The sequence below is a fragment of the Rhizobium sophoriradicis genome (genome assembly GCF_025200795.1).
GTDB classification, from domain to species: domain Bacteria; phylum Pseudomonadota; class Alphaproteobacteria; order Rhizobiales; family Rhizobiaceae; genus Rhizobium; species Rhizobium sophoriradicis.
Genome location: NZ_CP104152.1, coordinates 1,197,797 through 1,219,383, shown reverse-complemented (window position 1 = coordinate 1,219,383; position 21,587 = coordinate 1,197,797). Strand labels below are relative to the sequence as shown.

General features: G+C 59.2%; 23 protein-coding genes. 9 read left to right on the top strand and 14 right to left on the bottom strand.

The window, feature by feature from the left end; translation table 11 throughout:
* Window positions 1-66: 66 nt before the first annotated feature.
* The 3 genes from N2597_RS06040 to N2597_RS06030 all read left to right on the top strand — a co-directional run bounded on the left by N2597_RS06040 (window position 67) and on the right by N2597_RS06030 (window position 1,648).
* Window positions 67-426 carry a hypothetical protein gene (locus N2597_RS06040; protein ID WP_009992224.1) on the top strand — a complete coding sequence of 120 codons (360 nt, stop codon included), beginning with the start codon at window positions 67-69 and terminating at the stop codon, window positions 424-426.
* 177 nt (window positions 427-603) lie between these two features.
* Window positions 604-1,107 (top strand): cupin domain-containing protein, encoded by a 504-nt coding sequence (locus tag N2597_RS06035; protein WP_183596845.1) that lies wholly within the window; start codon window positions 604-606, stop codon window positions 1,105-1,107.
* A 25-nt stretch (window positions 1,108-1,132) separates the two neighbouring features.
* Window positions 1,133-1,648: a GNAT family N-acetyltransferase gene (locus N2597_RS06030; protein WP_077993275.1), complete on the top strand. Its 516-nt coding sequence runs from the start codon at window positions 1,133-1,135 to the stop codon at window positions 1,646-1,648.
* 101 nt (window positions 1,649-1,749) lie between these two features.
* Here the strand turns inward: N2597_RS06030 and N2597_RS06025 are convergent, their stop codons facing one another.
* From N2597_RS06025 to N2597_RS05995, 7 genes are read right to left on the bottom strand one after another with little or no spacing between them, the layout of a single operon-like run.
* Window positions 1,750-2,628: a glycosyltransferase family 2 protein gene (locus tag N2597_RS06025; protein WP_183596847.1), complete on the bottom strand. Its 879-nt coding sequence runs from the start codon at window positions 2,626-2,628 to the stop codon at window positions 1,750-1,752.
* A gap of 44 nt (window positions 2,629-2,672) precedes the next feature.
* Window positions 2,673-3,425, bottom strand: a complete 753-nt coding sequence (locus tag N2597_RS06020; protein ID WP_183596849.1) for a class I SAM-dependent methyltransferase — start codon at window positions 3,423-3,425, stop codon at window positions 2,673-2,675.
* 3 nt (window positions 3,426-3,428) lie between these two features.
* Window positions 3,429-3,872, bottom strand: a complete 444-nt coding sequence (locus N2597_RS06015; RefSeq protein ID WP_077993269.1) for a GNAT family N-acetyltransferase — start codon at window positions 3,870-3,872, stop codon at window positions 3,429-3,431.
* Complete coding sequence (locus tag N2597_RS06010; protein ID WP_077993267.1) at window positions 3,869-4,840, bottom strand: glycoside hydrolase family protein; 972 nt, start codon at window positions 4,838-4,840, stop codon at window positions 3,869-3,871. The genes N2597_RS06015 and N2597_RS06010 overlap by 4 nt, the downstream gene beginning before the upstream one ends.
* Window positions 4,837-5,805, bottom strand: a complete 969-nt coding sequence (locus N2597_RS06005; protein ID WP_077993265.1) for a glycoside hydrolase family protein — start codon at window positions 5,803-5,805, stop codon at window positions 4,837-4,839. Before N2597_RS06005 ends, N2597_RS06010 begins: the two co-directional genes overlap by 4 nt.
* A gap of 56 nt (window positions 5,806-5,861) precedes the next feature.
* On the bottom strand, window positions 5,862-6,566 hold the full coding sequence (locus N2597_RS06000; RefSeq protein ID WP_009989319.1) for a WbqC family protein: 705 nt from the start codon (window positions 6,564-6,566) through the stop codon (window positions 5,862-5,864).
* Window positions 6,567-6,577: 11 nt separating this feature from the next.
* On the bottom strand, window positions 6,578-7,684 hold the full coding sequence (locus N2597_RS05995) for a DegT/DnrJ/EryC1/StrS family aminotransferase (RefSeq protein WP_077993262.1): 1,107 nt from the start codon (window positions 7,682-7,684) through the stop codon (window positions 6,578-6,580).
* Between the two features lie 195 nt (window positions 7,685-7,879).
* On the opposite strand from N2597_RS05995, the gene N2597_RS05990 reads away from it, so the two are divergent.
* The 5 genes from N2597_RS05990 to rfbA are packed head-to-tail and all read left to right on the top strand — an operon-like array spanning window position 7,880 to window position 13,274.
* On the top strand, window positions 7,880-9,874 hold the full coding sequence (locus N2597_RS05990; RefSeq protein ID WP_183596851.1) for a CgeB family protein: 1,995 nt from the start codon (window positions 7,880-7,882) through the stop codon (window positions 9,872-9,874).
* Window positions 9,864-10,442, top strand: coding sequence for a dTDP-4-dehydrorhamnose 3,5-epimerase (gene rfbC, locus N2597_RS05985; RefSeq protein ID WP_077993258.1), 579 nt, complete (start codon window positions 9,864-9,866; stop codon window positions 10,440-10,442). Before N2597_RS05990 ends, rfbC begins: the two co-directional genes overlap by 11 nt.
* A gap of 6 nt (window positions 10,443-10,448) precedes the next feature.
* Window positions 10,449-11,501 (top strand): dTDP-glucose 4,6-dehydratase, encoded by a 1,053-nt coding sequence (gene rfbB / locus N2597_RS05980; protein WP_077993253.1) that lies wholly within the window; start codon window positions 10,449-10,451, stop codon window positions 11,499-11,501.
* 6 nt (window positions 11,502-11,507) lie between these two features.
* A complete protein-coding gene (gene rfbD / locus N2597_RS05975; protein WP_086156188.1) occupies window positions 11,508-12,395 on the top strand; it encodes a dTDP-4-dehydrorhamnose reductase in 888 nt (295 codons plus the stop codon).
* A 9-nt stretch (window positions 12,396-12,404) separates the two neighbouring features.
* Window positions 12,405-13,274, top strand: coding sequence for a glucose-1-phosphate thymidylyltransferase RfbA (rfbA, locus tag N2597_RS05970; protein ID WP_183596853.1), 870 nt, complete (start codon window positions 12,405-12,407; stop codon window positions 13,272-13,274).
* Window positions 13,275-13,562: 288 nt separating this feature from the next.
* Here the strand turns inward: rfbA and N2597_RS05965 are convergent, their stop codons facing one another.
* The 7 genes from N2597_RS05965 to N2597_RS05935 all read right to left on the bottom strand — a co-directional run bounded on the left by N2597_RS05965 (window position 13,563) and on the right by N2597_RS05935 (window position 20,349).
* On the bottom strand, window positions 13,563-14,174 hold the full coding sequence (locus N2597_RS05965; RefSeq protein WP_096762172.1) for a riboflavin synthase: 612 nt from the start codon (window positions 14,172-14,174) through the stop codon (window positions 13,563-13,565).
* The gene (gene ribD / locus N2597_RS05960; RefSeq protein WP_183596855.1) at window positions 14,174-15,523 is read right to left on the bottom strand and encodes a bifunctional diaminohydroxyphosphoribosylaminopyrimidine deaminase/5-amino-6-(5-phosphoribosylamino)uracil reductase RibD; all 1,350 of its coding nucleotides are present in this window, start codon (window positions 15,521-15,523) and stop codon (window positions 14,174-14,176) included. Before ribD ends, N2597_RS05965 begins: the two co-directional genes overlap by 1 nt.
* Before the next feature lie 3 nt (window positions 15,524-15,526).
* Window positions 15,527-16,003, bottom strand: a complete 477-nt coding sequence (gene nrdR / locus N2597_RS05955) for a transcriptional regulator NrdR (RefSeq protein ID WP_003547190.1) — start codon at window positions 16,001-16,003, stop codon at window positions 15,527-15,529.
* Window positions 16,004-16,012: 9 nt separating this feature from the next.
* Entirely contained in the window at window positions 16,013-17,311 is a 1,299-nt protein-coding gene (glyA, locus tag N2597_RS05950; protein WP_064827317.1) for a serine hydroxymethyltransferase, read from the bottom strand.
* A 215-nt stretch (window positions 17,312-17,526) separates the two neighbouring features.
* Window positions 17,527-18,831: a L,D-transpeptidase family protein gene (locus N2597_RS05945; RefSeq protein ID WP_183596857.1), complete on the bottom strand. Its 1,305-nt coding sequence runs from the start codon at window positions 18,829-18,831 to the stop codon at window positions 17,527-17,529.
* A 435-nt stretch (window positions 18,832-19,266) separates the two neighbouring features.
* Window positions 19,267-19,782 (bottom strand): transcriptional regulator LdtR, encoded by a 516-nt coding sequence (gene ldtR, locus N2597_RS05940; RefSeq protein WP_004673822.1) that lies wholly within the window; start codon window positions 19,780-19,782, stop codon window positions 19,267-19,269.
* Between the two features lie 129 nt (window positions 19,783-19,911).
* Entirely contained in the window at window positions 19,912-20,349 is a 438-nt protein-coding gene (locus N2597_RS05935; protein WP_039623170.1) for a DUF6163 family protein, read from the bottom strand.
* A 128-nt stretch (window positions 20,350-20,477) separates the two neighbouring features.
* Between N2597_RS05935 and hemB the strand changes: the two genes are divergently transcribed.
* On the top strand, window positions 20,478-21,491 hold the full coding sequence (hemB, locus tag N2597_RS05930) for a porphobilinogen synthase (protein ID WP_183596859.1): 1,014 nt from the start codon (window positions 20,478-20,480) through the stop codon (window positions 21,489-21,491).
* Window positions 21,492-21,587 lie beyond the last annotated feature (96 nt).

The following is a 21,587-nucleotide window of genomic DNA, read 5'->3' as shown; positions in this document are numbered from 1 at the left end:
ATGTCGTGACGCTGACGATCCCCTGCAACGACAGCCGACCGTCATAGCAGATGAAAGGATACAATCATGAACCGCATTGTCACACTCACCGCCGCCGCCGCCCTCTCCTCGCTTGCATTTGCCGGCGCCAGTCGGGCCGAAAGCCTTGGGATGAACACCGCCCAAGGCATCGAGCAAACGCTCAGGACCTTCCACGGCAATGATTTCAACGTCGAGCAGGTCCATAACTGGCGCAATCTCGATGATGAAACGACGGGTCCGCGCTCGGCGCCGGAACGCTCCGGTTATGCCATCCGCGGCATCCAGGCCTCGATCGACGCCAACAGGTCGCTTGCCCGCCGGCTCAACAATGAAGGCGTCGACGTCCGCAACATCGTCAATGCCGAACAGGCGGCTGACGGAAGCCTCACTTTCTACGTCCGCTAAGATTCCTGCGCATCGCCAGGGATAGAGAGTCTCGGCGCGTTCCATCCGACGCGCGGCGCTCGAAGCATGGGCGGCGGTCTCCTCTCCGCCCATGCCGGGGATTTCCCGGATCAGCGCAGACGGGCATTGAATTTTCCGCCAAGATGATAGCTTCTCTTCCTGCAACAGGAGGACATCATGGCTAAGGAATCGAAAGCGGTGATCAATATCGCCGATCTCGCGCTCGACCACTGGAAACAGGGTGAATTCTATGAAGGCGCCGACGCCTCGTTCGGCGCACGTTTAGGTCTGGCCGGTCTCGGCATCAGCTATAATGAAGTGCCGTCGGGCAAATCGAGCTGCCCCTTCCACAATCACCACGTCGAAGACGAGCTTTTCTACGTGATCGCAGGCACCGGCGAATACCGCTTCGGCGACGAGCGCCATGCGATCAAGGCTGGCGACGTGCTCGGCGCGCCCGCCGGCGGCCCGGAAACAGCGCACCAGATCATCAATACCGGCACGGCGCCCCTTATCTATCTCGGCATCTCGACGATGGCGAAGACCGAGATCGTGGAATATCCCGATTCTGGAAAGTTTCTCGCCAAGACCAGCAGAGATGGCGCAAGGCCGGGGCGATTCCGCCATATGGCACGCGCGGAAAATCCACTCGATTACAGGGAGGGCGAACCCGGTGCCTGACGGCGCGGCTTCCGGAGGACCTGATGTGACCGACATTCCCACGCTCGAAACGCAGCGGTTGACGCTTCGCCCTCACCACCTCGACGATTTCGAAGTGCATGCGGCGCTGTGGGCGAACGAGGATGTCGTCCGCTTCATCAGCGGCGCGCCCTCGACGCGCGAGCAGAGTTGGGCCCGCATGCTGCGCATTGCTGGCATGTGGCATCATATGGGCTTCGGCTTTCTTGCGATCGTCGAGAAGGCCAGCGGCCGGTTCATCGGCGAAGCCGGATTTCTCGAAGCCCTCCGCGAAATGGAGCCGTCAATCGAGGGAACGATGGAGGTCGGCTGGGCGCTGATGCCCTCGGCCCAGGGCCGTGGTTATGCCACCGAGGCGCTGACGGCCCTGATCGGCTGGGCGGCAGCGCGTTTTCCGGAAAAGGCAATGAGTTGCATCATCAGCCCCGACAACGTGGCGTCGCTCAGGGTCGCAGCCAAGCTCGGCTTCCGCGAGACGGCGCGCGCGCAGTATAATGGCGAAGTCATTCAGTTTTCGCGTTAGGGAATTTCGTCAAGCGGACGGCGTAGCACAGAGCATCCACCGCATGGGCCGAGGCTCGCGGAACGCGGAGTTGCGAATGCTCGAGAATGTGCCACCTTTCTTTACATCAGTGCTTCTTCAATTTGCGCAATTCTTGCTCCAAGCTGGGGGAACGAATTCTGCCAGTACCGGTAGATATTCAGCAGGTTGCGATATGAGGTAGGCAAGTCGCTTGCTGACAAGTAGCCTCTTTCAAACGCGAAATTTAGCACGTCCTCATAGTAAGTGATTGCATAAATGAACTTCCAGTTGACCTGTGGGTTCGACGTGGCGTTCTCATGGCGCCTGAAATAGGAAAGCGGGGTGGGATGGATGACGAAGTTGCCGAGCTGCGCCAGTTCCACCCATGCTGATAAATCAATCAAACCAGGGAAGAGATCGCCTTCCATCTTATACAATCGGAATTGACCATTGCTATCGAAAGCATCCTTCTTCCGAAATAAAGCCGTTGTGTACTCTCCAACTAGATTGACGTGATTGAGAGCCGTCAATCGCAAGAAGTCGTCGCCAGAAACGATCTTGAGGCTATCTCCGGAAGCGTTGAAGTGGTTGATGAAGCCAGTAGTATGATTTTTTCCGTCAATTAAATAACGCGGAGAAAATGAAAGACTCGTGTTTCTTTCCTTTGTCGATTCAAGCGCCTCTAGCAGGAACTGTATGCAGAAAGGGTGCAGCACGTCGTCATCGAACAGGAATTTGATGTATTCGCCACTCGCGATTTCCACCAGCCTGCGCACATTGTTCTCGGGACCGGGATTCGGATTGCGGCTGTATTGGACAAACCTTTCGAAGTTCCGGCAGATCGCCTGGATTTCATCAGTCGGACAATCATCCGACACCAGAATTTCGACATCGGTGAAGCTCTGAGCCAACGCACTTCGTAGGCACAGTTCGAAATAGTTGGCCTTGTATGCTGGAATACAGATCGATACGCGCGGCATCGGACATCCTTGGAATTTAGAAGTCGAGTTCGGCAAAGCACAGCCTATTGCGCTCGGCCTGCTTCACACATGAGAAAGATGCTGGCGCAAAGATCGGGATAGACTTGCCCCAGCTGATAACAACCCTCCAGATATTCGCTGGAAATGATGTCGGTCTGAAGCAAACGATCCCACTGGAAATTTGCCAGAGCTTTGAAGAAAATGCCGGACCGATGCACAACGTTCAATCCTGCCAATCTTGCATCGTGCTCCAGGGTATCCAGTGAGTATGTGATGCGGTGACCATGCTCCGCTTCCGCCTTCGTGATTGCGGAATTGTGGCTTATCAAACCCATTTTAACAGCGATCTGGCGGGACGGGGCATTCGCATTCGGGCATACCAGGAAGAGCCTACCACCTTCCGATAGCCATTCGTCATTGATGCGCTTCAGCACGCCTACCGGATCGTCCAAATGCTCAAGAACATGTGTCAGCAGGACATTGTCATAGCGCTTGGGAAGCTTCACGTCTTCGAACACGTCATTGATAAATGTCAGGCTGTCGCCCAGTTCGTTCTGCGCGACGGCTATTGCCTCATCGGAGGCTTCTACGCAGGTGATATCGTCGAAATAGGGAACGATCCTTTTCGTGAAATCGCCCCGGAAACTTCCAAGTTCAAGCAGGCTTCCGGTGCGGAAAAAGGGCATGAAAGACTTCAGCATATAATGATGCATGACGTCAAAATCGAAGTTGTATGCGTAGCGATGATCACTAGCATCCTTGATTTCACTATTATAATCGCGCTTTTTCTCAGCCATCCTCTACCCCAAATCTCGCTTCATTGTCAGCATTGACTGTTCGCTATCCAGCACCACGAACCCATATCTGCGATAGACAGCGACGGCGGCAATGTTTTTCGCCTCGACCTCGAGGCGTATGGTTTCAAACCTCTTCTGCCTGGCCAAAGCCATGCTCCGTTCAAGCAACGCTCCCGCTATCCCCCTGCCGCGCCATTCTTCGAACACACTTAGATTCGTAATGAATGCCGATGTCTGTTGGGGATTGTTGCAATATATGGCCAGAAGCCCGACCAACCTACCGTCAGACCATGCCTCAAAGCGCTCGGCATTGAGCAGGATTTTCAGCGCATAAGCGTCGATGTCCACGCGTGCGCGAAGCCCCTCGGCGAAATCAGTTCCGGATTCATTCAAGTGGTAGGCGATGTCGCTTGCCGAAGCGAGGTTGTGGCCCCAATCCGGCGTCATGAAGTACGTTCCAATATTGCAGCGCCGAATCCATGCCGGCCAAACTGGTTTCCGTTATAGAGGAGGTAAATTGACTCATCCGCCTCAAAGACGTGCGGATAGCACAACATGTCGGAATCCCATTCGCCGTCCGTTCCTTCAATCCCCAATTCAAGGTCATCGCGTGACCAGTTGATCAGATCGCGCGAATATGCGTGGCCGATTTGATAGCCGCGTTTCCTGTTAGTGCGAAAATCCGACGATTGCCGATAGCAGAAGAACATATGATAGCGATCTTCGATCCGGATGACGGTCGGCAGAGCTTGGCTTTCGTCGGCACCAAGCCGATCCGGTATGATCTGCCTGCCTTCCTCCTTCTGCCAATTGATGCCGTCTGGCGAGGTCGCATGACCAATTTTATAAGTGCGATCCGGAGGCGCGCCCGGCGAGTATTCTTTCCACCCAGTCCCGAAAATGTACCACATGTGAAAGATGCCATCGATGAACTTCACAAAGCCGTCGCCGACCAGGCACGGCTCCTTGAGAGACGCCGACAAGACCGGCCCATCGCCGATCCTCTTGAACGACATCCCGTCGTCGTCACTGAGGGCAAGCCCGATTGCCGTATCGACCGAGACCGCAACCCTTCGATTCCAGCCGCATGTGTAGCCGTAGATCTTCCCTTCGTGTCGCATCACATTCATCGGGAAGATGCCATGCTCGTCAAAGCAACCGAGTTTGCCGAGTTCAATAACCGGCCTGTCGGAAACGCGAATGGCCCGGTCCAGAGTCTTATCCATATCGACGAAAGCGACATGGCTGAGATATTTGCCGTTCACGTCAGTTGCGCGCGTTGAGAAGTAGATTCGTATAAAGCCATCGAAAACGAGCGCCTGGGGCGACTGCGCAAACTCGACACAGCCTGCCGGCAGATGATGCAGCGTGGGATCAAAGATCTTGCCCAGCTTCTTCCATCGCATCTTGGTCATGCGTCACCAAGCTTTCCGTCGAGAACAGCAAGGCCGAAGCCGTTGCGCCCGACTTGATTGCCGAGATAGGCCATATAGGTCTTGCCATCCAACTCGAAGACATGCGGGTAGCTAACCATCTCATCATCCCAGCCTGTGTCGGACACCGTCAGCCCCGCTTTACTATCGTCACGTTGCCAGTTGACCAGATCGTTGCTCGAGGCGTAGCCGATTCGGTATCCTTTTTCCTTGCCGCGATAATTCGTGCTGTGACGATAGCAGAAGAACATGTGGTAGCGCCCGCCGGCAAAGATCACATCGGGGCTTGCCTGTGCCTCATCGGTCTCGACGACAGATTCGATCAGATCTCTGTTCGCTTTCGTCCAGTGCACGCCATCTTCAGAGGTGGCTAGACGGATTTTGTACACAGGCTCCGCACGCCCATCGGCCATGATCCACTTGGAACCAGAGATATAGAACAGGTACCACCGGTCGTTAAAACGCCGAATCTTGGGACCACTCAGGACGAAGGGTTCATCCGGCGAGTATGGCACGACGGGTCCATAACCCGCCTTAGAGAAGGTCCGGCCTTCGTCCGTGCTCAAGGCCAATCCTATACCGACGTTGAATGGCACGGATTCGCATCGAGTCCAGCCGGCATAGTAAGCGCGTATGAGGTCGCCATCCCTGGCTACGGAGATCGGATAAGTACCAAATTGATCGAATTCGCCGAGACCGCCCAATTCCAGGACCGGACGTTCGCTGATCCGTATGATCTTAAACAAGTCAGCCCTATCCACGTCAATATAAGCAGAATGCGAGACATATTGCCCGGCCTGATCTGCTGGTGGGCGGCAGGAAAAGTATATTCGCACAAAATCGTCAAAAAGCAGTGTTGCAGGCGCTTGAGCAAACTCCTTAAGCCACCGACGATCAGTCACCTCCTGCGGCGTGAAAACCTTGCCTAACTTCTTCCATTTGAACATTGCTTCACCGATATCTTCTTCTTGGCAGACCGCCGAAAGGAAACACTCGTCCGCATCTAGGATTGAATGAGCTCATACGCACCCAGCATATTCCTCTGAATCTCTTCCACCGAATTGAACATGATGACATCCACAATTGACAGCCAGGGCACGAAATCAGCACCGAACTGAGAATATTCCACAGACTTCGACTTGATGAATTTCAGTTCTATACCGCGCGCAGCAAACGCGTCTTGAGAGTAAAGTTCCATACCCCCTATTGCATTCACGTAGACCTCCGCGCCCGCTTTCTCGCAAAGTGCCAAAACCTTTTCCTGGGCCTTGAGATCGTGATTTATCGCTATTTCAGAGGAAACGGCGAAGTCTGTCCTGATGCCAAGGTAACCGCAGATTTCCCTGATTGAGCTGAAAATATAGAAAAAAAGATTGTTGTCCGGGAAGCCTATCGCCTGCTCGATCACCGGGAAAGCACTGGAATAAAATGGCGCGCGTCGATAAGCGCCTTGAATTTGATTCAGCAGCTTGTTGCGATCGAAGTCCGGCGACAGGCTGCGTTCGTACACGTCTAAACTATCCGGCGCGGCCTTCAGCGGCAGAGAGAATGTGGCGTCCCGGCCGTCGCGCAACATGCGGTTTCGGTTAATCCAACCCTTTTTCGTGTACTTGATATTGTCGTAAACGATGAATTTATCGACCGCACTGATCAGCTGAAAGTAGCCAATGTAAGGAAAAAAATACGGCTGCATAATAGCCAGTTTCATTTCATCTACCCCTAAGAAGCAATGATCGCGCAGACCTTGTCGACGATCTCCATTTCCATGTCGGGATAGATGGGAAGGCAGAGCACTTGTTGTGCAGCTTCGGTTGCGACCGGCAGATTCGCGGGCTGCGCGGAAGGCAGGCTGCGGTACATCGAAAAGCTTGAGATCAGCGGATAGAAATAACGGCGCGGATGAATGCCGTTTTCCTTCAGAAGCTCATAGAGCTCATCGCGCGAAATGGCATAGCCGGGGCGCACGAGAATCGGGAAATAAGAGAAGTTGGAGACGGTCTCGCCGGAACGGTGCAGGCATTCTATACCCTCGACGCCGCGCAGACGCTCGCGGTATGCAGCGTCGATAAGCCCACGCCTTTCAAGGGCGAAGTTGATGTATTTCAGCTGCAACAGGCCGAGCGCAGCGTTGAATTCGCTCATTTTGCCGTTCGTGCCCGGCGCCACCACGGTCACTTCATCGACGTAACCGAAGTTCTTCAGCTGGTCGATGCGGGTCTTCGTCTTGACATCAGGGCAGATGATCGCTCCGCCTTCGAATGTGTTGAACACCTTCGTCGCGTGAAAGCTCAGAATGGAAAGGTCGCCGTGATTGAGAATGCTTCCCCGCTCGTCTTCCACGCCGAAGGCATGGGCGGCGTCATAGATGACCTTGAGATTGTAGAGATCGGCGATCTTCTGGATCGAATCGACGTCGCACGGGTGGCCGTAGCAATGCACCGGCATGATCGCCGTCGTCTGCTGCGTGATCGCCGCCTCGATCTTCGCCGGATCGAGATTGAGCGTCACCGGATCGATGTCGACGAAGACGGGCTTCAAACCGTTCCAGAGAAGCGAATGCGACGTGGCTACGAAGGAATAAGGCGTGGTGATGACTTCGCCCGTGACGCGGAGCGCCTGAAGCGCCGTCAGCAGCGCAACGGTGGCGTTGGAAAAGAGGCTGATGTGCTTCACGCCGAGATGGTTGCAGAGCTCCCGCTCCAGTAGCTCGTGGAACGGCCCGCCATTGGTCAGGATGCGATTGTTCCAGATCGCTTCCAGCGAAGGAATGAATTCTTCGAGCGGCGGCAGGCTGGGCTTCGTTACATAGATCTTTTCGTTTTTCATGACGCCGTCCGAGTTGGGCCCTATCAAGCAATTGGCCTGGCACGAACATCACGGCTTAACCTGTTCCCAAGCTGACCAGCGAAATTCCTGCCCAACAGTGTGGCGCAAGCTTCACGTCCAATAGTCGACACCCGAACCAGCCGAATGCTGTTTCGTGAGTCACGAAGACGGCGGCCATTCGCGAAGGACAATACCTTGACGGTCAATCAGCCCATTTCCGCTCTACCGGCCGGTCTTCCTGATCTGGCGCTTCTCACGGAGAAGGCTGCCGGCACGGGATCCGTTATTATCTATCAGCCTTATCTCGATCCTTCGCAGCGCAGCCAGCTCGACGCGGCGGCCATGCCGTTCGACATCTCGTTCAATACGCAAGCAACGACCCGCGAATATGAACTCTTCCTCACTCTGCATCGGCATCACGAGGCGATCGGCCTCGGCGACGACGTGTTCTGGGGGCTACTTTCGAGCAAATTCGAGATGAAGTCGGTGACTAGCTTCCCGTCCTTCGTCACGGAAGCGGAAAAGGCCAGAGCGGAAGGGGCGGACGCCTATCTTTACAATCCGCTGATCGGCCACGCGGCGATCTACAGCAACGTCTGGGAACATTCGCTGCTTGGTGGTCACCCCGGCATGGAGCCGATCTTCCTGTATCTCCAGGAACTCGGCTATCCGATCGCGCCGCCGCAGGACAAGATTGCCTTCATGTTCTGCAACTATTTCTGCGGCAACCGGAAATTCTGGTCGGGGTATTTCGCCTTTTGCGAACGCATTCTCGAATCACTGGAAAACCAGGCGCGCGCCGGCACGCCGGCGGGCAACGCCTATTCCGGTACGGCTCACTACTCACGCGATGCCAACGCAAAGATGCGCCCCTTCGTGATCGAGCGTCTGCTCGGCCTTTATGTCCAGCAGGCTATCGCCTCCGGATTGAAGATCGCTGCCTTCGTACCGGCCCTTGCCGATTTCGAATGGAAGTTTGGTGTCCGCCTCGGTCGGATGCTGCATGGCCTCTTCGCCGCCAAGGAAGCCTTTCTGCAGAGCCGTGACGACGCTCTCCTGACCGCGTGGCAGCAAGGCCGCCAACCGCTCATCAAGCAGCCGCATCTGATCTGGGGGGCTGATGACCCGCCCGGCTGGATGCCGCGCGGCCAATTCATCGGTGGCCGCGAATTGATGCGCGCCTATGCTCCGCACGCCTCAGGCGCCTCCCCGGTGCCGCAGCAGCCGGTGCGTACGGAAAGGACCGCTATACCGGCCGCGCCGACGATCGAGCAGCCGCTTGCCAACGCATTGCAGCCCTTTGCCGGCGGATGGCAGGCCCACAAGGATGGCCATTGCATCTGGATCGTGACGCCCGAAAACTACAATCACAGCCACGCCTTCGACGAAGTCGCGCTCGGCCTGCAGGGCGCCTTCGAGGAACTCGGCGGTTCGGCACCGATCGTTAGGGACATGAACGAGTTCGCGGGCCGTGCGCCGATCATTTATGGCGGCAACCTGCTTCCGGCCGAAATCGTCGGCCATCTGCCGCAAGACAGCGTTCTCATCAACCTCGAGCAAGTGTCTGAAGAAAGCAGCTGGATCAATTCGCGCTATGTGTCGATCCTGAGGGCGATGCCGGTGCTCGACTACAGCCCGCGCAACCGCGAAAACCTTGCCGCCAAGGGGATCGACCACGCCGGTGTTCTCGAAATCGGTTACAGCCGTTGCCTGAGCCAGATTCAGCACGCTCCGGTCAAGGATATCGACGTGCTTTTCTACGGCTCGATGAACGAACGCCGCCACCATATCCTGAAAACGCTGAAGGACGGCGGGCTGAAGGTGGCGCATCTCTTCAACATCTATGGTGCGGAACGCGATGCGGCGATTGCCCGCGCCAAGATCGTCATCAACATCCATCATTATGCGAGCGGCGTCTTCGAGATCGTGCGCATTTCCTATCTGCTCGCCAATCGCGTTTGCGTGCTGACGGAAGGCGACATCCGCGATCCGGACCTCCAGCCCTTCATCGGCGGCTTGGCAATTGAGCCTTATGACGACATGATCGAGCGGTGCTACAAGCTGATCGCCGATGCCGACGAGCGAGATGCCATTGCCGCGAAAGGCTTTGAGGCCATTCGGAGCCGCTCGCAGGCGGACATGCTGATGAGCGTTATGAAGGCCGCAGAGAAGGTAAGTCATGCGCATTGAGACTGTGGCCATCCAGGGCATCGTTGCAATCACGCCGCCACGCTTCGGCGATCATCGCGGCTATTTCTCCGAGGTGTTCAAGGATGCCTGGTTCCGGGAAAATGTGGCCGACGTCATGTTCGTCCAGGACAATGAATCGCTTTCGGCGCAGGCCGGCACCGTCCGGGGGCTGCATTTCCAGATCCCGCCCTTCGCACAGGGCAAGCTGGTGCGCTGCCTTGCCGGCCGGATCATGGATGTCGTCGTCGATATCCGCGTGGGATCACCTAGCTTCGGCAATTGGCTCTCTCAGGAGCTCTCGCCGGACACCGGCAAACAGCTCTGGATACCGCCCGGCTTCGCACACGGATTCGCAACGATCGAGCCGAACAGCGTCATCAGCTACAAGGTAACCGCACCCTATAGCCCGCAACATGATCGGGGCATCGCGTGGAACGATCCGGCGATCGGCATTCGCTGGCCCTTCGATGAGAGAGACATGATATCGTCCGACAAGGACAAGACGCTGCCGCGGCTCGCAGATCTGCCAAGCCACTTTTCCTATTCAGCACAGCAACCTCAGGATTGATCGACGATGCGCATACTGGTCACGGGCGGAGCTGGCTTTATCGGATCGGCATTGGTGCGCCATCTCGTCAGCGAGATCGGCGCCGAGGTGCTGAATGTCGACACGCTGACCTATGCCGGCAATCTGGCATCGCTGAAATCCGTCGAATCGGCGCCGAACTATCAATTCCTTCGGGCCGACATCTGCGACCGCGCCGGGATGCAGGAAGCATTCGCGTCCTTCCGCCCCGATATCGTCATGCATCTCGCGGCAGAGAGCCATGTCGACCGCTCGATCTCGGGCGCTGCCGATTTCATTCAGACCAACATCGTCGGCACATTCAGCCTGCTGGATGCCGCACGGCACTATTGGGATGGGCTTGACGCTCGCCGCAAGAGCGACTTCCGGTTTCTGCATGTCTCGACGGATGAGGTCTACGGCTCGCTCGACGACGAGGGCCTCTTCGAGGAGACGACGCCATACGATCCGTCCTCGCCCTACTCCGCATCCAAGGCCGCGAGCGACCATCTGGCAATCGCCTGGCACCGCACCTACGGCCTGCCAGTCGTCGTCTCCAATTGCTCCAACAATTACGGCCCATTCCATTTCCCGGAAAAGCTCATCCCGCTAATGATCCTGAACGCACTGGAGGACAAGCCTCTTCCGGTTTACGGCAATGGCGCAAATGTCCGCGACTGGCTCTATGTCGAAGACCATGCCCGCGCGCTCTACACAATCGCATCCAGAGGGCGCCCCGGCGAAAAATACAATGTGGGCGGCCGCAATGAACGCAGGAACATCGATGTCGTTCACCGCATCTGCGCCATTCTCGACGGCGTCTACCGCGACAAGGCACCGCATGCACGTCTGATCACCAACGTCACGGATCGCCCCGGACACGACGCACGCTATGCGATCGATGCCACGAAACTCGAAAGCGAACTCGGCTGGAAGGCGCAAGAGACCTTCGAAACCGGCATCGAGAAGACCGTGCACTGGTACTTGGAAAACGAATGGTGGTGGAGGCCGCTGCGCGAAAACGTCTACTCCGGCGAACGCCTCGGCGTTTTCAAGGGGTGATAAGCGATGCGCATTGCCGTCACCGGTAAACAGGGCCAAGTCGTTCAGTCGCTGCTCCGACGCGGCGCCGAAACGGGCGTCGAAATCATTGCGGTCGGCCGCCCGGAAATGGACCTTTCGGATCCTGCACGCATTGCAGCCGCCTTCTCGGCTCTGCGGCCGGATGTGATCGTCTCCGCCGCCGCCTATACGGCGGTCGACAAGGCCGAGAGCGAAGCCGAGCTTGCCTTTTCCGTCAACGCGGCAGGCGCCGGCGCGGTTGCCGAGGCTGCCGCGCGGATCGGGGTCCCCGTGATCCACATTTCGACCGACTACGTGTTCAGCGGCGACAAGGCCTCCGCCTATTGCGAAGAGGATGCGACGGGGCCCATCTCCGTCTACGGGCGTTCGAAACTCGCGGGCGAAAAAGCCGTCGCGGCGGCGAACCCGAACCACGTCATCTTGCGCACCGCCTGGGTCTATTCGCCGTTTGGCGCCAATTTCCTGAAAACGATGCTGCGGCTTTCCGAGACGCGCGATCATCTTCGCGTCGTCGCCGATCAGAGGGGATGCCCGACCTCGGCACTCGACATCGCCGACGCGATTCTTGCGATCGCGACCCGTATCGTCGCGGACCCTGCGCCATCGCTGCGCGGCACCTTTCACCTGACCGGCAGCGGCGAAGCAAGCTGGGCGGATTTCGCCGAAGCGATATTCTCGGAGCTTCGTAAATCCGGCGGTAGAACCATCGGCGTCGAGCGCATCCCGACGGCGGACTACCCGACACCGGCGCAGCGTCCTGCCAATTCACGCCTCAACGGCGACAAGCTCGCCAGAACATATGGAATCCGGCTCCCCGAGTGGAAGCAATCCATGACAATCGTCATGCAAGACCTTTTGAACAAAGGTCTTTAAGGAGAAAGCATGAAGGGAATTATCCTTGCCGGCGGCACGGGCACGCGTCTGCATCCGATCACGCAGGCCGTCTCGAAACAGTTGATGCCGGTCTATGACAAGCCGATGATTTACTATCCGCTGACGACGCTCATGCTCGCTGGCATCAGGGAGTTGCTGATCATCACCACGCCCCACGACCTCGAAGCCTTCAAACGCCTGCTCGGCGACGGCTCGCAATGGGGCATTTCGCTGACCTATGCCGTACAGCCGAGCCCGGACGGCCTCGCCCAGGCTTTCATCATCGGCGCCGACTTCTTGCACGGCGACAGTTCGGCGCTCGTTCTCGGCGACAATATCTTCTACGGGCACGGATTGCCGGAAATCATGAAATCCGGCACGAGTCGGCGGGAAGGCGCGACCGTGTTCGCCTATCACGTCACCGACCCGGAACGCTATGGCGTTGTCGGCTTTGACGAAAAGATGAATGCGCTGTCGATCGAAGAGAAGCCGACAGCGCCAAAATCGAACTGGGCGGTGACCGGCCTCTATTTCTACGACCAGCAGGTGGTCGATATCGCCGCCAACCTGAAGCCATCGCCGCGCGGCGAATTGGAAATCACCGACGTCAACCGCGCCTATCTCGAGCGCGGCCAGCTTTTCGTTGAGCTGATGGGCCGGGGCTATGCCTGGCTCGACACCGGCACCCCGGATAGCCTGCACGATGCCGCCGGTTTCGTTAGCACGCTGGAAAAACGCCAGGGCTTCAAGATCGCCTGCCCCGAAGAAGTCGCCTGGCGCATGGGTTACATCTCGCAGGAGGACCTCGCCAAGCTCGCGGAGAAGCTCGGCAAGAGTGCCTACGGCCAGTATCTGACGAAGCTCTCGCCGGTTTGGTGAGTCTCGGCGGCCAGACGCGCTGTCCCTTTCCACCCGGCGCATAACACCGAAAATCGACGCGGACAGCCCCTCATCCGCCTGCCGGCACCGACCGGGGTCGAGCCACGCGTCTCGACCCGTCCTTCGGACCCCCGCTTGCGGTGCGAAGGGGATATGCCGCAACGTCTCCGTCCCTCGCCCAGTTCTCGCAGGGCACGTCCCCTCGCCCCGTTTACGGGGAGAGGGTTAGGGTGAGGGGCAGCCATCGGCTCGAACCGGACAGTAGGAAACCGGTACAGGGCTTTCGATTCAGGCGCTCGGGAATTCAGCCAGCCGGGCAGCGTAACGTGCCATGGTGTCGACTTCGAAATTGACGAAATCGCCGGCCTGGCGCTCGCCCCAGGTGGTGACTTCAAGCGTGTGGCGGATGAGCAGGACGTCGAAATCGGTGCCGTCGACCGCATTGACCGTCAGCGAGGTGCCGTCGAGCGCGATCGAGCCCTTGGGGGCGACAAATTTTGCCAGATGTTCGGGCGCCCGCAGGCGGTAGCGGGTGGCGTCGCCTTCCGATGTCACCGAGAGGATTTCCGCCTTGCCGTCGACATGGCCGGAAACGATGTGGCCGCCGAGTTCATCGCCGATTTTCAGCGACCGTTCGAGATTGATGCGGCTGCCCTCCCGCCAGGCGCCGATCGTCGTCAGCCGCAGCGCCTCTTCCCATGCCTCGACCTCGAACCAGCGGCCGTTGCTGCCTTCATCAGGAAGTGCGGTGACGGTCAGGCAGATGCCGGAATGGGAGATGGAGGCGCCCATGTCGATGGTCGAGGGATCGTAGGCGGTGGCGACCCGCAGCCGGATGCCTTCCTTCAGCGGGGAAACGGATTCGATCGTGCCGATATCAGTGACAATTCCGGTGAACATCAACTCTCTCTTTCATATTCATCCAGGCGATCTGCGCCGAATATTCGCGTGCCCATGTGGGCGAAACCGGATGGTATGTCGGTTGCATCAAACGGCGATTCAATACCGTCCGCGCCGATGGTGACGGGCGCCTGGTAAAGCTGGATGCGGTCGACGAGACCGGCTTCCAGGAAAAGCCGCGCCGTCTTGGCACCGCCCTCGACCAGAAGCGAAGAAATGCCGCGTGTCGCAAGCGCCGGCAGCAGGATTTCCGGATGATAGGGATTGCAATAGACGATCTCGACGCCGGCAGCTTCGAGTGCGGCGCGACGGGAGTCCAGGTCGGTGGCATCGGCGGGTGCGGTACCCCCCTCTGCCCTGCCGGGCATCTCCCCCACAAGGGGGGAGATCGGCTGGGGGCTAGCGCCTTGCGCTACATTCCCTGAAGTCGATTTGTTGCTAACAGGAGCGAGGGAATTCGGATCCCGCCCCTTGCCGACCTCCCCCTTTGTGGGGGGTTCGAAGGACGGGTCGAGACCCGTGGCTCGACCCCGGTAGTCCGCCAGGACAGAGGGGGGTAAACCCTCCGCATCCGCCGACAAAGGCCACACTTGCTCGCTCGCCACCAAGATCACCGGCACGTCCCGCGCCGTCGCAACCAGCTTGCTCGTCAGCGGCAAGGCCAGCGACGGATCGAGCACGATGCGGATGGGCGACTGCGCCTCCAGACCCGGTGTCCGCACCGTCAGCAACGGATCATCCGATATGGCGGTGCCGATACCGACCAGGATCGCGTCGGTTTCGGCGCGCAGCGCCTGTACCTCGGCGCGGGCCTCCGGGCCGGTGATCGCCACCTGTCCCTCCCCTGCACGGCCGATCATGCCATCGGCGGAAACGGCAAGCTTGAGAGTCACATAAGGGCGGTTCTTCGTTTGGCGGGTGAGATAGCCGGCCAGCGAGCGCCGGCCCTCGGCCTCCAGCACACCGGCATCCACTTCGATGCCGGCTTCGCGCAGCATGGAAATGCCGCGGCCGGAGACACGCGGATCGGGATCGGTGACGCTGATGACGACGCGGGCGACGCCATAGGCGATCAGCGCCTCGGCACAGGGCGGCGTCTTGCCGTGATGCGAGCAGGGTTCGAGCGTCACATAGACGGTGGCGCCGCGGGCCAGTTCGCCGGCTTCGGCGAGCGCCTGCGGCTCGGCATGCGGGCGGCCGCCGAGGGCGGTGACCGCCTGGCCGACGACGACGCCATCCTTGACGATCAGGCAGCCGACGGAAGGGTTGGTGGCGGTGCGGCCGAGATGCCGGCGCGACAGGCGGATCGCTGCCGCCATGAAACTCTCGTCATGCGGCGTGATGCTCATGGCTCATCTGTCCAGCGGGTCGCGGGCGATCTTGGCGTTGATTTCCGAAATGACCTTTTCGAAATCCTCGGCCAGCGAGAAATCCCGGTAGACCGAGGCGTAGCGCACGAAGCCGACATCGTCGAGGCTTTTCATGGCTTCCAGCACCTGCAGGCCGATCTGCTCGGAGGAGATTTCGGTCTCGCCGGAGCTTTCCAGCCGGCGGACGATGCCGGAGACGGCGCGTTCGATGCGGTCGCGCTCGACCGGGCGTTTGCGCAGCGCCACTTCGAAGGAGCGCACCAGCTTGTCGCGATCGAAAGGCACCTTGCGGCCGGTCTTCTTGATGACCATCAGCTCGCGCAGCTGCACACGCTCGAAGGTGGTGAAGCGGCCGCCGCAATCCGGACAGATACGCCGCCGGCGGATGGACGTGTTGTCCTCCGCCGGGCGCGAATCCTTGACCTGAGTATCTTCCGAACCGCAATAGGGGCAGCGCATCGCTACTCCTTACCCCATGTAGTCATACATTGGGAAGCGGTCTGTGAGGTTGACCACTTTGCCGCGCACGGCGGCTTCGACAGCGGCATTGCCTTCGTCGGAATTGGCAACCTTCAAGCCGTCGAGAACCTCGACGATCAGATTGCCGATTTCGCGGAATTCGGCTTCCTTGAAGCCGCGGGTGGTGCCAGCCGGCGCGCCCAGGCGTACGCCCGAGGTGACGAAGGGCTTTTCCGGGTCGAAGGGAATGCCGTTCTTGTTGCAGGTGACGTAGGCGCGGCCGAGAGCGGCCTCGGCGCGTTTGCCGGTGGCGTTCTTCTTGCGCAGGTCGACGAGCATCAGGTGGTTGTCGGTGCCGCCGGAGACGACATCGAGACCACCAGCGATCAGCGTTTCGGCCAGCGCCCGGGCGTTCTTGACGATCTGGGCGGCATATTCCTTGAACTCAGGCTGCAGCGCCTCGCCGAAGGCGACCGCCTTGGCGGCGATGATGTGCATCAGCGGGCCACCCTGCAGACCGGGGAAGACGGCCGAGTTGAACTTCTTGGCCAGATCCTCTTCATTGGTGAGGATCACGCCGCCGCGCGGACCGCGCAGCGACTTATGCGTCGTCGTCGTCGCGACATGGCAATGCGGGAACGGCGACGGATGTTGGCCGCCGGCGACGAGACCGGCGATGTGGGCCATATCGACCATCAGATAGGCGCCGACCGAGTCGGCGATCTCGCGGAAGCGCTTCCAGTCCCAGATGCGGGAATAGGCGGTGCCGCCGGCGATGATGAGCTTCGGCTTGTGCTGTTCGGCCTTGCGGGCGACGTCATCCATGTCGAGCAGGTTGTCGCCTTCACGCACGCCGTAGGAGACGACGTTGAACCACTTGCCGGACATGTTGACCGGCGAACCATGCGTGAGGTGGCCGCCCGAATTGAGATCGAGGCCCATGAAGGTATCGCCGGGCTGCAGCAGCGCCAGGAACACGGCCTGGTTCATCTGCGAGCCGGAATTCGGCTGGACGTTGGCGAAATTGACGCCGAACAGCTTCTTGGCGCGCTCGATCGCCAGTTCCTCGGCGATATCGACGAACTGGCAGCCGCCGTAATAACGCTTGCCCGGATAACCCTCGGCATATTTGTTGGTCATGATGGAGCCCTGAGCTTCCAGGACGGCGCGGGAGACGATGTTCTCGGAAGCGATCAGTTCGATCTCGTGCCGTTGGCGACCGAGTTCCTTTCCGATCGCGCCGAAAATCTCGGGATCGACGTCCGCAAGCGAGCGATTGAAGAAGGATTCGGTGGAAGCATTGGTCATGGGCGGGCTCCTCAACTGGAATGCGCGAAGGTATTATCCTTCCCCTGTGGCAAGGGCAATACGAAGAACGACATTTGCTGAGCAAAGCGCGCGCTCCAGTCATTTTGCGACAGCGCGGCGCCGATGAATCGCAGCTCGGGGATAAAGCGCCCTCGCCGGAATAAAAAAACCGCGCCGGGAGGGCGCGGTTCGAGGGGCGATGCAGAGGTCGCCGCTTATTGCACCGGCTGTTCCATGCCAGCCGTGGTATCGAGCGCCAATTCGGCATTGCCGTCCATCTGATAGATGTCGTCGCGGAACTGGACGATGCCGTCGGGCATGCCCCAGGCAGAGATGTAGACGAAATAGACCGGGACTTCCGCCGCGAGCTTGATCGGCGTGTTGACGCCGCTTGCGATCACCTGCTCCATCTGCTGGCGGCTCCAGCCGGGGGTCTCGCGCAGCAGCCAGTTCGTCAGGTCGCGCACGTTCTGGACGCGGACGCAGCCCGAGGATTCGAAGCGCATCAGCTTGTTGAACAGGCCCTGTTGCGGCGTGTCGTGCATGTACTCGCCGTTCTTGTTGTAGAAGTTGATCTTGGTCGACGCCATGGCGTTGATCTTGCCGGGGTCCTGACGGAACATCAGGTTCGGCGCCTCGCCATTCCAGTCGACGGTCTCGGGCGCGACTTCGTTGCCCTTGCCGTCGATCAGGCGGATGGCGTTCTTTTCGAGATAGGTCGGATCCTTGCGCATCAGCGGCATGATGTCCTTCTCGACGATCGAGCGCGGCGCCGTCCAGTAGGGATTGAGAATGACCTCGTAGATCTTCGAGTTGACGAGATGCGTCGGGCGGCTCAAGCGGCCGACGACCGCGGTGTGACGGGTCGCGACGCTGCCGTCTTCAACCGCCTCGACATAGGCGGCCGGAATATTGACCATCAGGTGACGGCGGCCCAAGTCTTCGGGGAAGGTCTGCAGACGGACGATATTGGTGTTGAGCTGCTGCAGGCGGACATCGGCGGGGATGTTCATCGCCTTCAGGGTGAATTCGCCGAGGACACCATCGGCCGGCAGACCGTGACGCGCCTGGAAGCGCTTGACGGCGCCGTCGACATAGGAATCGAAGGCGCTCGACATGCCGGCTTCGCGCGGCAGGTCGCCGGTGATCGCCAGACGCTGGCGCAGCGCCTGGACGGCGGGATGGCTGACGCCGAGCTGCAGGCGCTGGTCGCCGGGATTGACTTCAGGCCAGCCGCCGGCGGACGCGATCTGCTGATACTGCATGATCGCCTGCTGGGCGCTGGCGACCGATTGAGGCCCGAGGATCGGCGTGTTGGAAACGACGGCGGTCGCCGTACGCGAAGCCGCCTTGGCGTCGAACTGGTCGTCCCAGTTGCCGCGGCGCGGCGCGTTCAGGAGCCCATCGAGCGCCGATTGCGCAAATGCAGGTCCGGCAGCAAGCGCGCCGGCGCCAACCGTTGCCGCCGACGCCAGGAAAGCGCGGCGCGAAAGAGCTTCAATTCCGTTTTTCTTCGACATAGTCCCAACCACTGAATGCCGCGATAAAGGAAAGCCGCGGCTCTTTGCGATATCACTGCGCCGTAACGCAGATCTCTGTGCATTCGTTGTCCCGGCGCATCAAAAAATTCCGCTAGCCGCATCACAGAAGCGCGATGCGACAGCCTGAACATTTCCGATCGGTTCAAGCGCCGGTTGTTAAACCTTCCGCTGCCACACCAATATGGCCAATTCGTGTTACCGGCTCGGAAGATAGACCGCCGGCTGCCGGAGACACGACGCAACGAACCATGACGGGCTAAACGGTGCCGGTTAATAACGGCTAAAAAACGGCTTGAATACCGGCGATAACGCTTGCCTGCCCTGCGTTGCAAAGATGCCACGCGGGCAAACGGCAAAACCGGACGCGCAGGGACACGTCCGGTTTTCTGCAACCCTGAAAGGAGGTCAGGGATTTTAGAGACGATACATGATCGAGTCGTTCCAGAAGCGGTCGAGGCGCTGGAGCAGCTTGTTCATCTGGGTGAACTCGTCGGTGCCGATGCCGCCGACCTTGTCGATAGAGGCGATGTGGCGTTCGTAGAGCTTGGCGACCGTCTCGGCGATGTCCTGGCCGGTTTCCGTCAGGCTGATGCGGACCGAGCGGCGGTCGATGCGCGAGCGCTGGTGGTTGATGAAGCCGAGATCGACCAGCTTCTTGACGTTGTAGGAAACGTTGGAGCCGAGATAGTAGCCGCGGGAGCGCAGCTCGCCGGCGGTCAGCTCGGAATTGCCGATGTTGAAAAGGAGCAGCGCCTGGATGGCGTTGACGTCGCTGCGGCCCTGACGGTCGAATTCGTCCTTGATGACGTCGAGAAGACGACGGTGAAGACGTTCAACAAGATGAAGGGATTCCATGTAAAGATCACGGATGCCCTGATCCTGCTGGTCACGGAAGTTCGATACCGCCTGCGGCTTGATTTTCGTGTTCATATTGACTGCCTCACTGTTTGATTGGCGGTGTCGTTTTCTTCCCGCCTTGAGTGAGACCCTATCGAATACATATAAAATTCGACTTAAACCGCAGGCTTAACGGAGCCTTACTGGGAACCCCACGTTGTCTCAGGGTAAATCAACGCTTACCTGGCGGCGGTGCCGGCGCTTTTCCAGCCATAGCAGCAGGCGGAAAATGCAGTAGACGACGGCGACCATGAGATGCAGCAGGATGATCAGCTTGTTGGGGCCGAAAATATCCGGCAGCAGGCCATACATCAGGACCTGGCCGCCGGCGGCCAGCACCCAGATGACCGGCCCCCAGGAGACGGTGAGCCACAGACCGAGGGACGCGACGGGGAAGAGCACGGCCAGGCTGGTGCTTGCCACTTTCCACGGCAGGCTCAAAAGATCGAAGCGGCCGGCGCCGACGAGCGAATAGCCGACGAGCATCGCCCAGTATTGCAGGCCGAACCAGAAGCAGGATACGGCGACCAGCCTCAGGAAGAGAATGAAGAGGAGATCCGCCAGCGTGCGTTTCGGGATCGTCGGGCTATCGGTTTCCATTGCGCAGACTTGGTTCCAGTTACATCGTCATAAGGTGTTTTCCGCCGCGGCCAATCGTCCGATTTGGATTTTCCGGGCGCCATGATAATGAGCGCTCCGATAAATGGAATGGGCTGGGGATAGATATCATGCAGGACAGGACGCATCTCGTCGACGACATCACCGGCCATCGCCGCATGCGGCGCAACCGCAAGGCGGATTGGACGCGCCGGCTCGTGCAGGAGAACCGGCTGACCGTCGACGACTTGATCTGGCCGATCTTCGTCGTGCCGGGTTCCGGCATCGTCGATCCGATCGCGGCCATGCCGGGCGTCAACCGCATGAGCATCGACAAGGCCGTCGAAGCCGCACGCGAAGCGGCCGGCCTCGGCATTCCGGCGCTCGCCACCTTTCCGAACATCGAAATGCAACTGCGCGACGAGACCGGCTCGAACAGCCTCGAAGCCAATAACCTGATCAACCAGGCGACGGCGGCGATCAAGAAGGCGGTGCCCAATATCGGCGTCATCACCGACGTGGCGCTCGATCCCTTCACCAGCCATGGCCATGACGGAATCTTGAGAGACGGCGAGATCGTCAATGACGAGACCGTCGACCAGGTGGCGCGCGCCGCCGTGATGCAGGCGGATGCCGGCGCCGACATCATCGCGCCGTCGGAGATGATGGACGGACGCATCGGCGCGATCCGCATGGCACTCGACGCGGCCGGCCACCAGAGCGTCGGTATCATGAGCTATGCGACGAAATTCGCTTCCGCCTTCTATGGACCTTATCGCGAGGCGATCTCGACCGGGGGGCTGCTGAAGGGCGACAAGAAGACCTATTATATCGACCCGGCCAACGGCACAGAAGCGATCCGCGATGCGGCCCTCGATGTCGAGGAAGGCGCCGACATGCTGATGGTCAAGCCCGGCCTGCCCTATCTCGATATCTGCTGGCGGATGAAGGAGGCTTTCGGTCTGCCGACCTTCGCCTACCAGGTTTCCGGCGAATATAGCCAGATCAAGGCGGCAGCGATGAACGGCTGGATCGATGGCGAGCGGGCGATGCTGGAAACGCTGCTGTCCTTCAAGCGGGCGGGATGCGATGGTATCCTCACCTATTTCGCAGTCGAGGTGGCGAGAATTCTCAGCAAACGGTGAGTACGAGCATACGGCCGAAATCTGCGCGGTTTTCGGCCGGCATCCTGCTCGATTTCCTGGTTTCGATGCGGATGATTGTATTTTGCTTCGTCGATA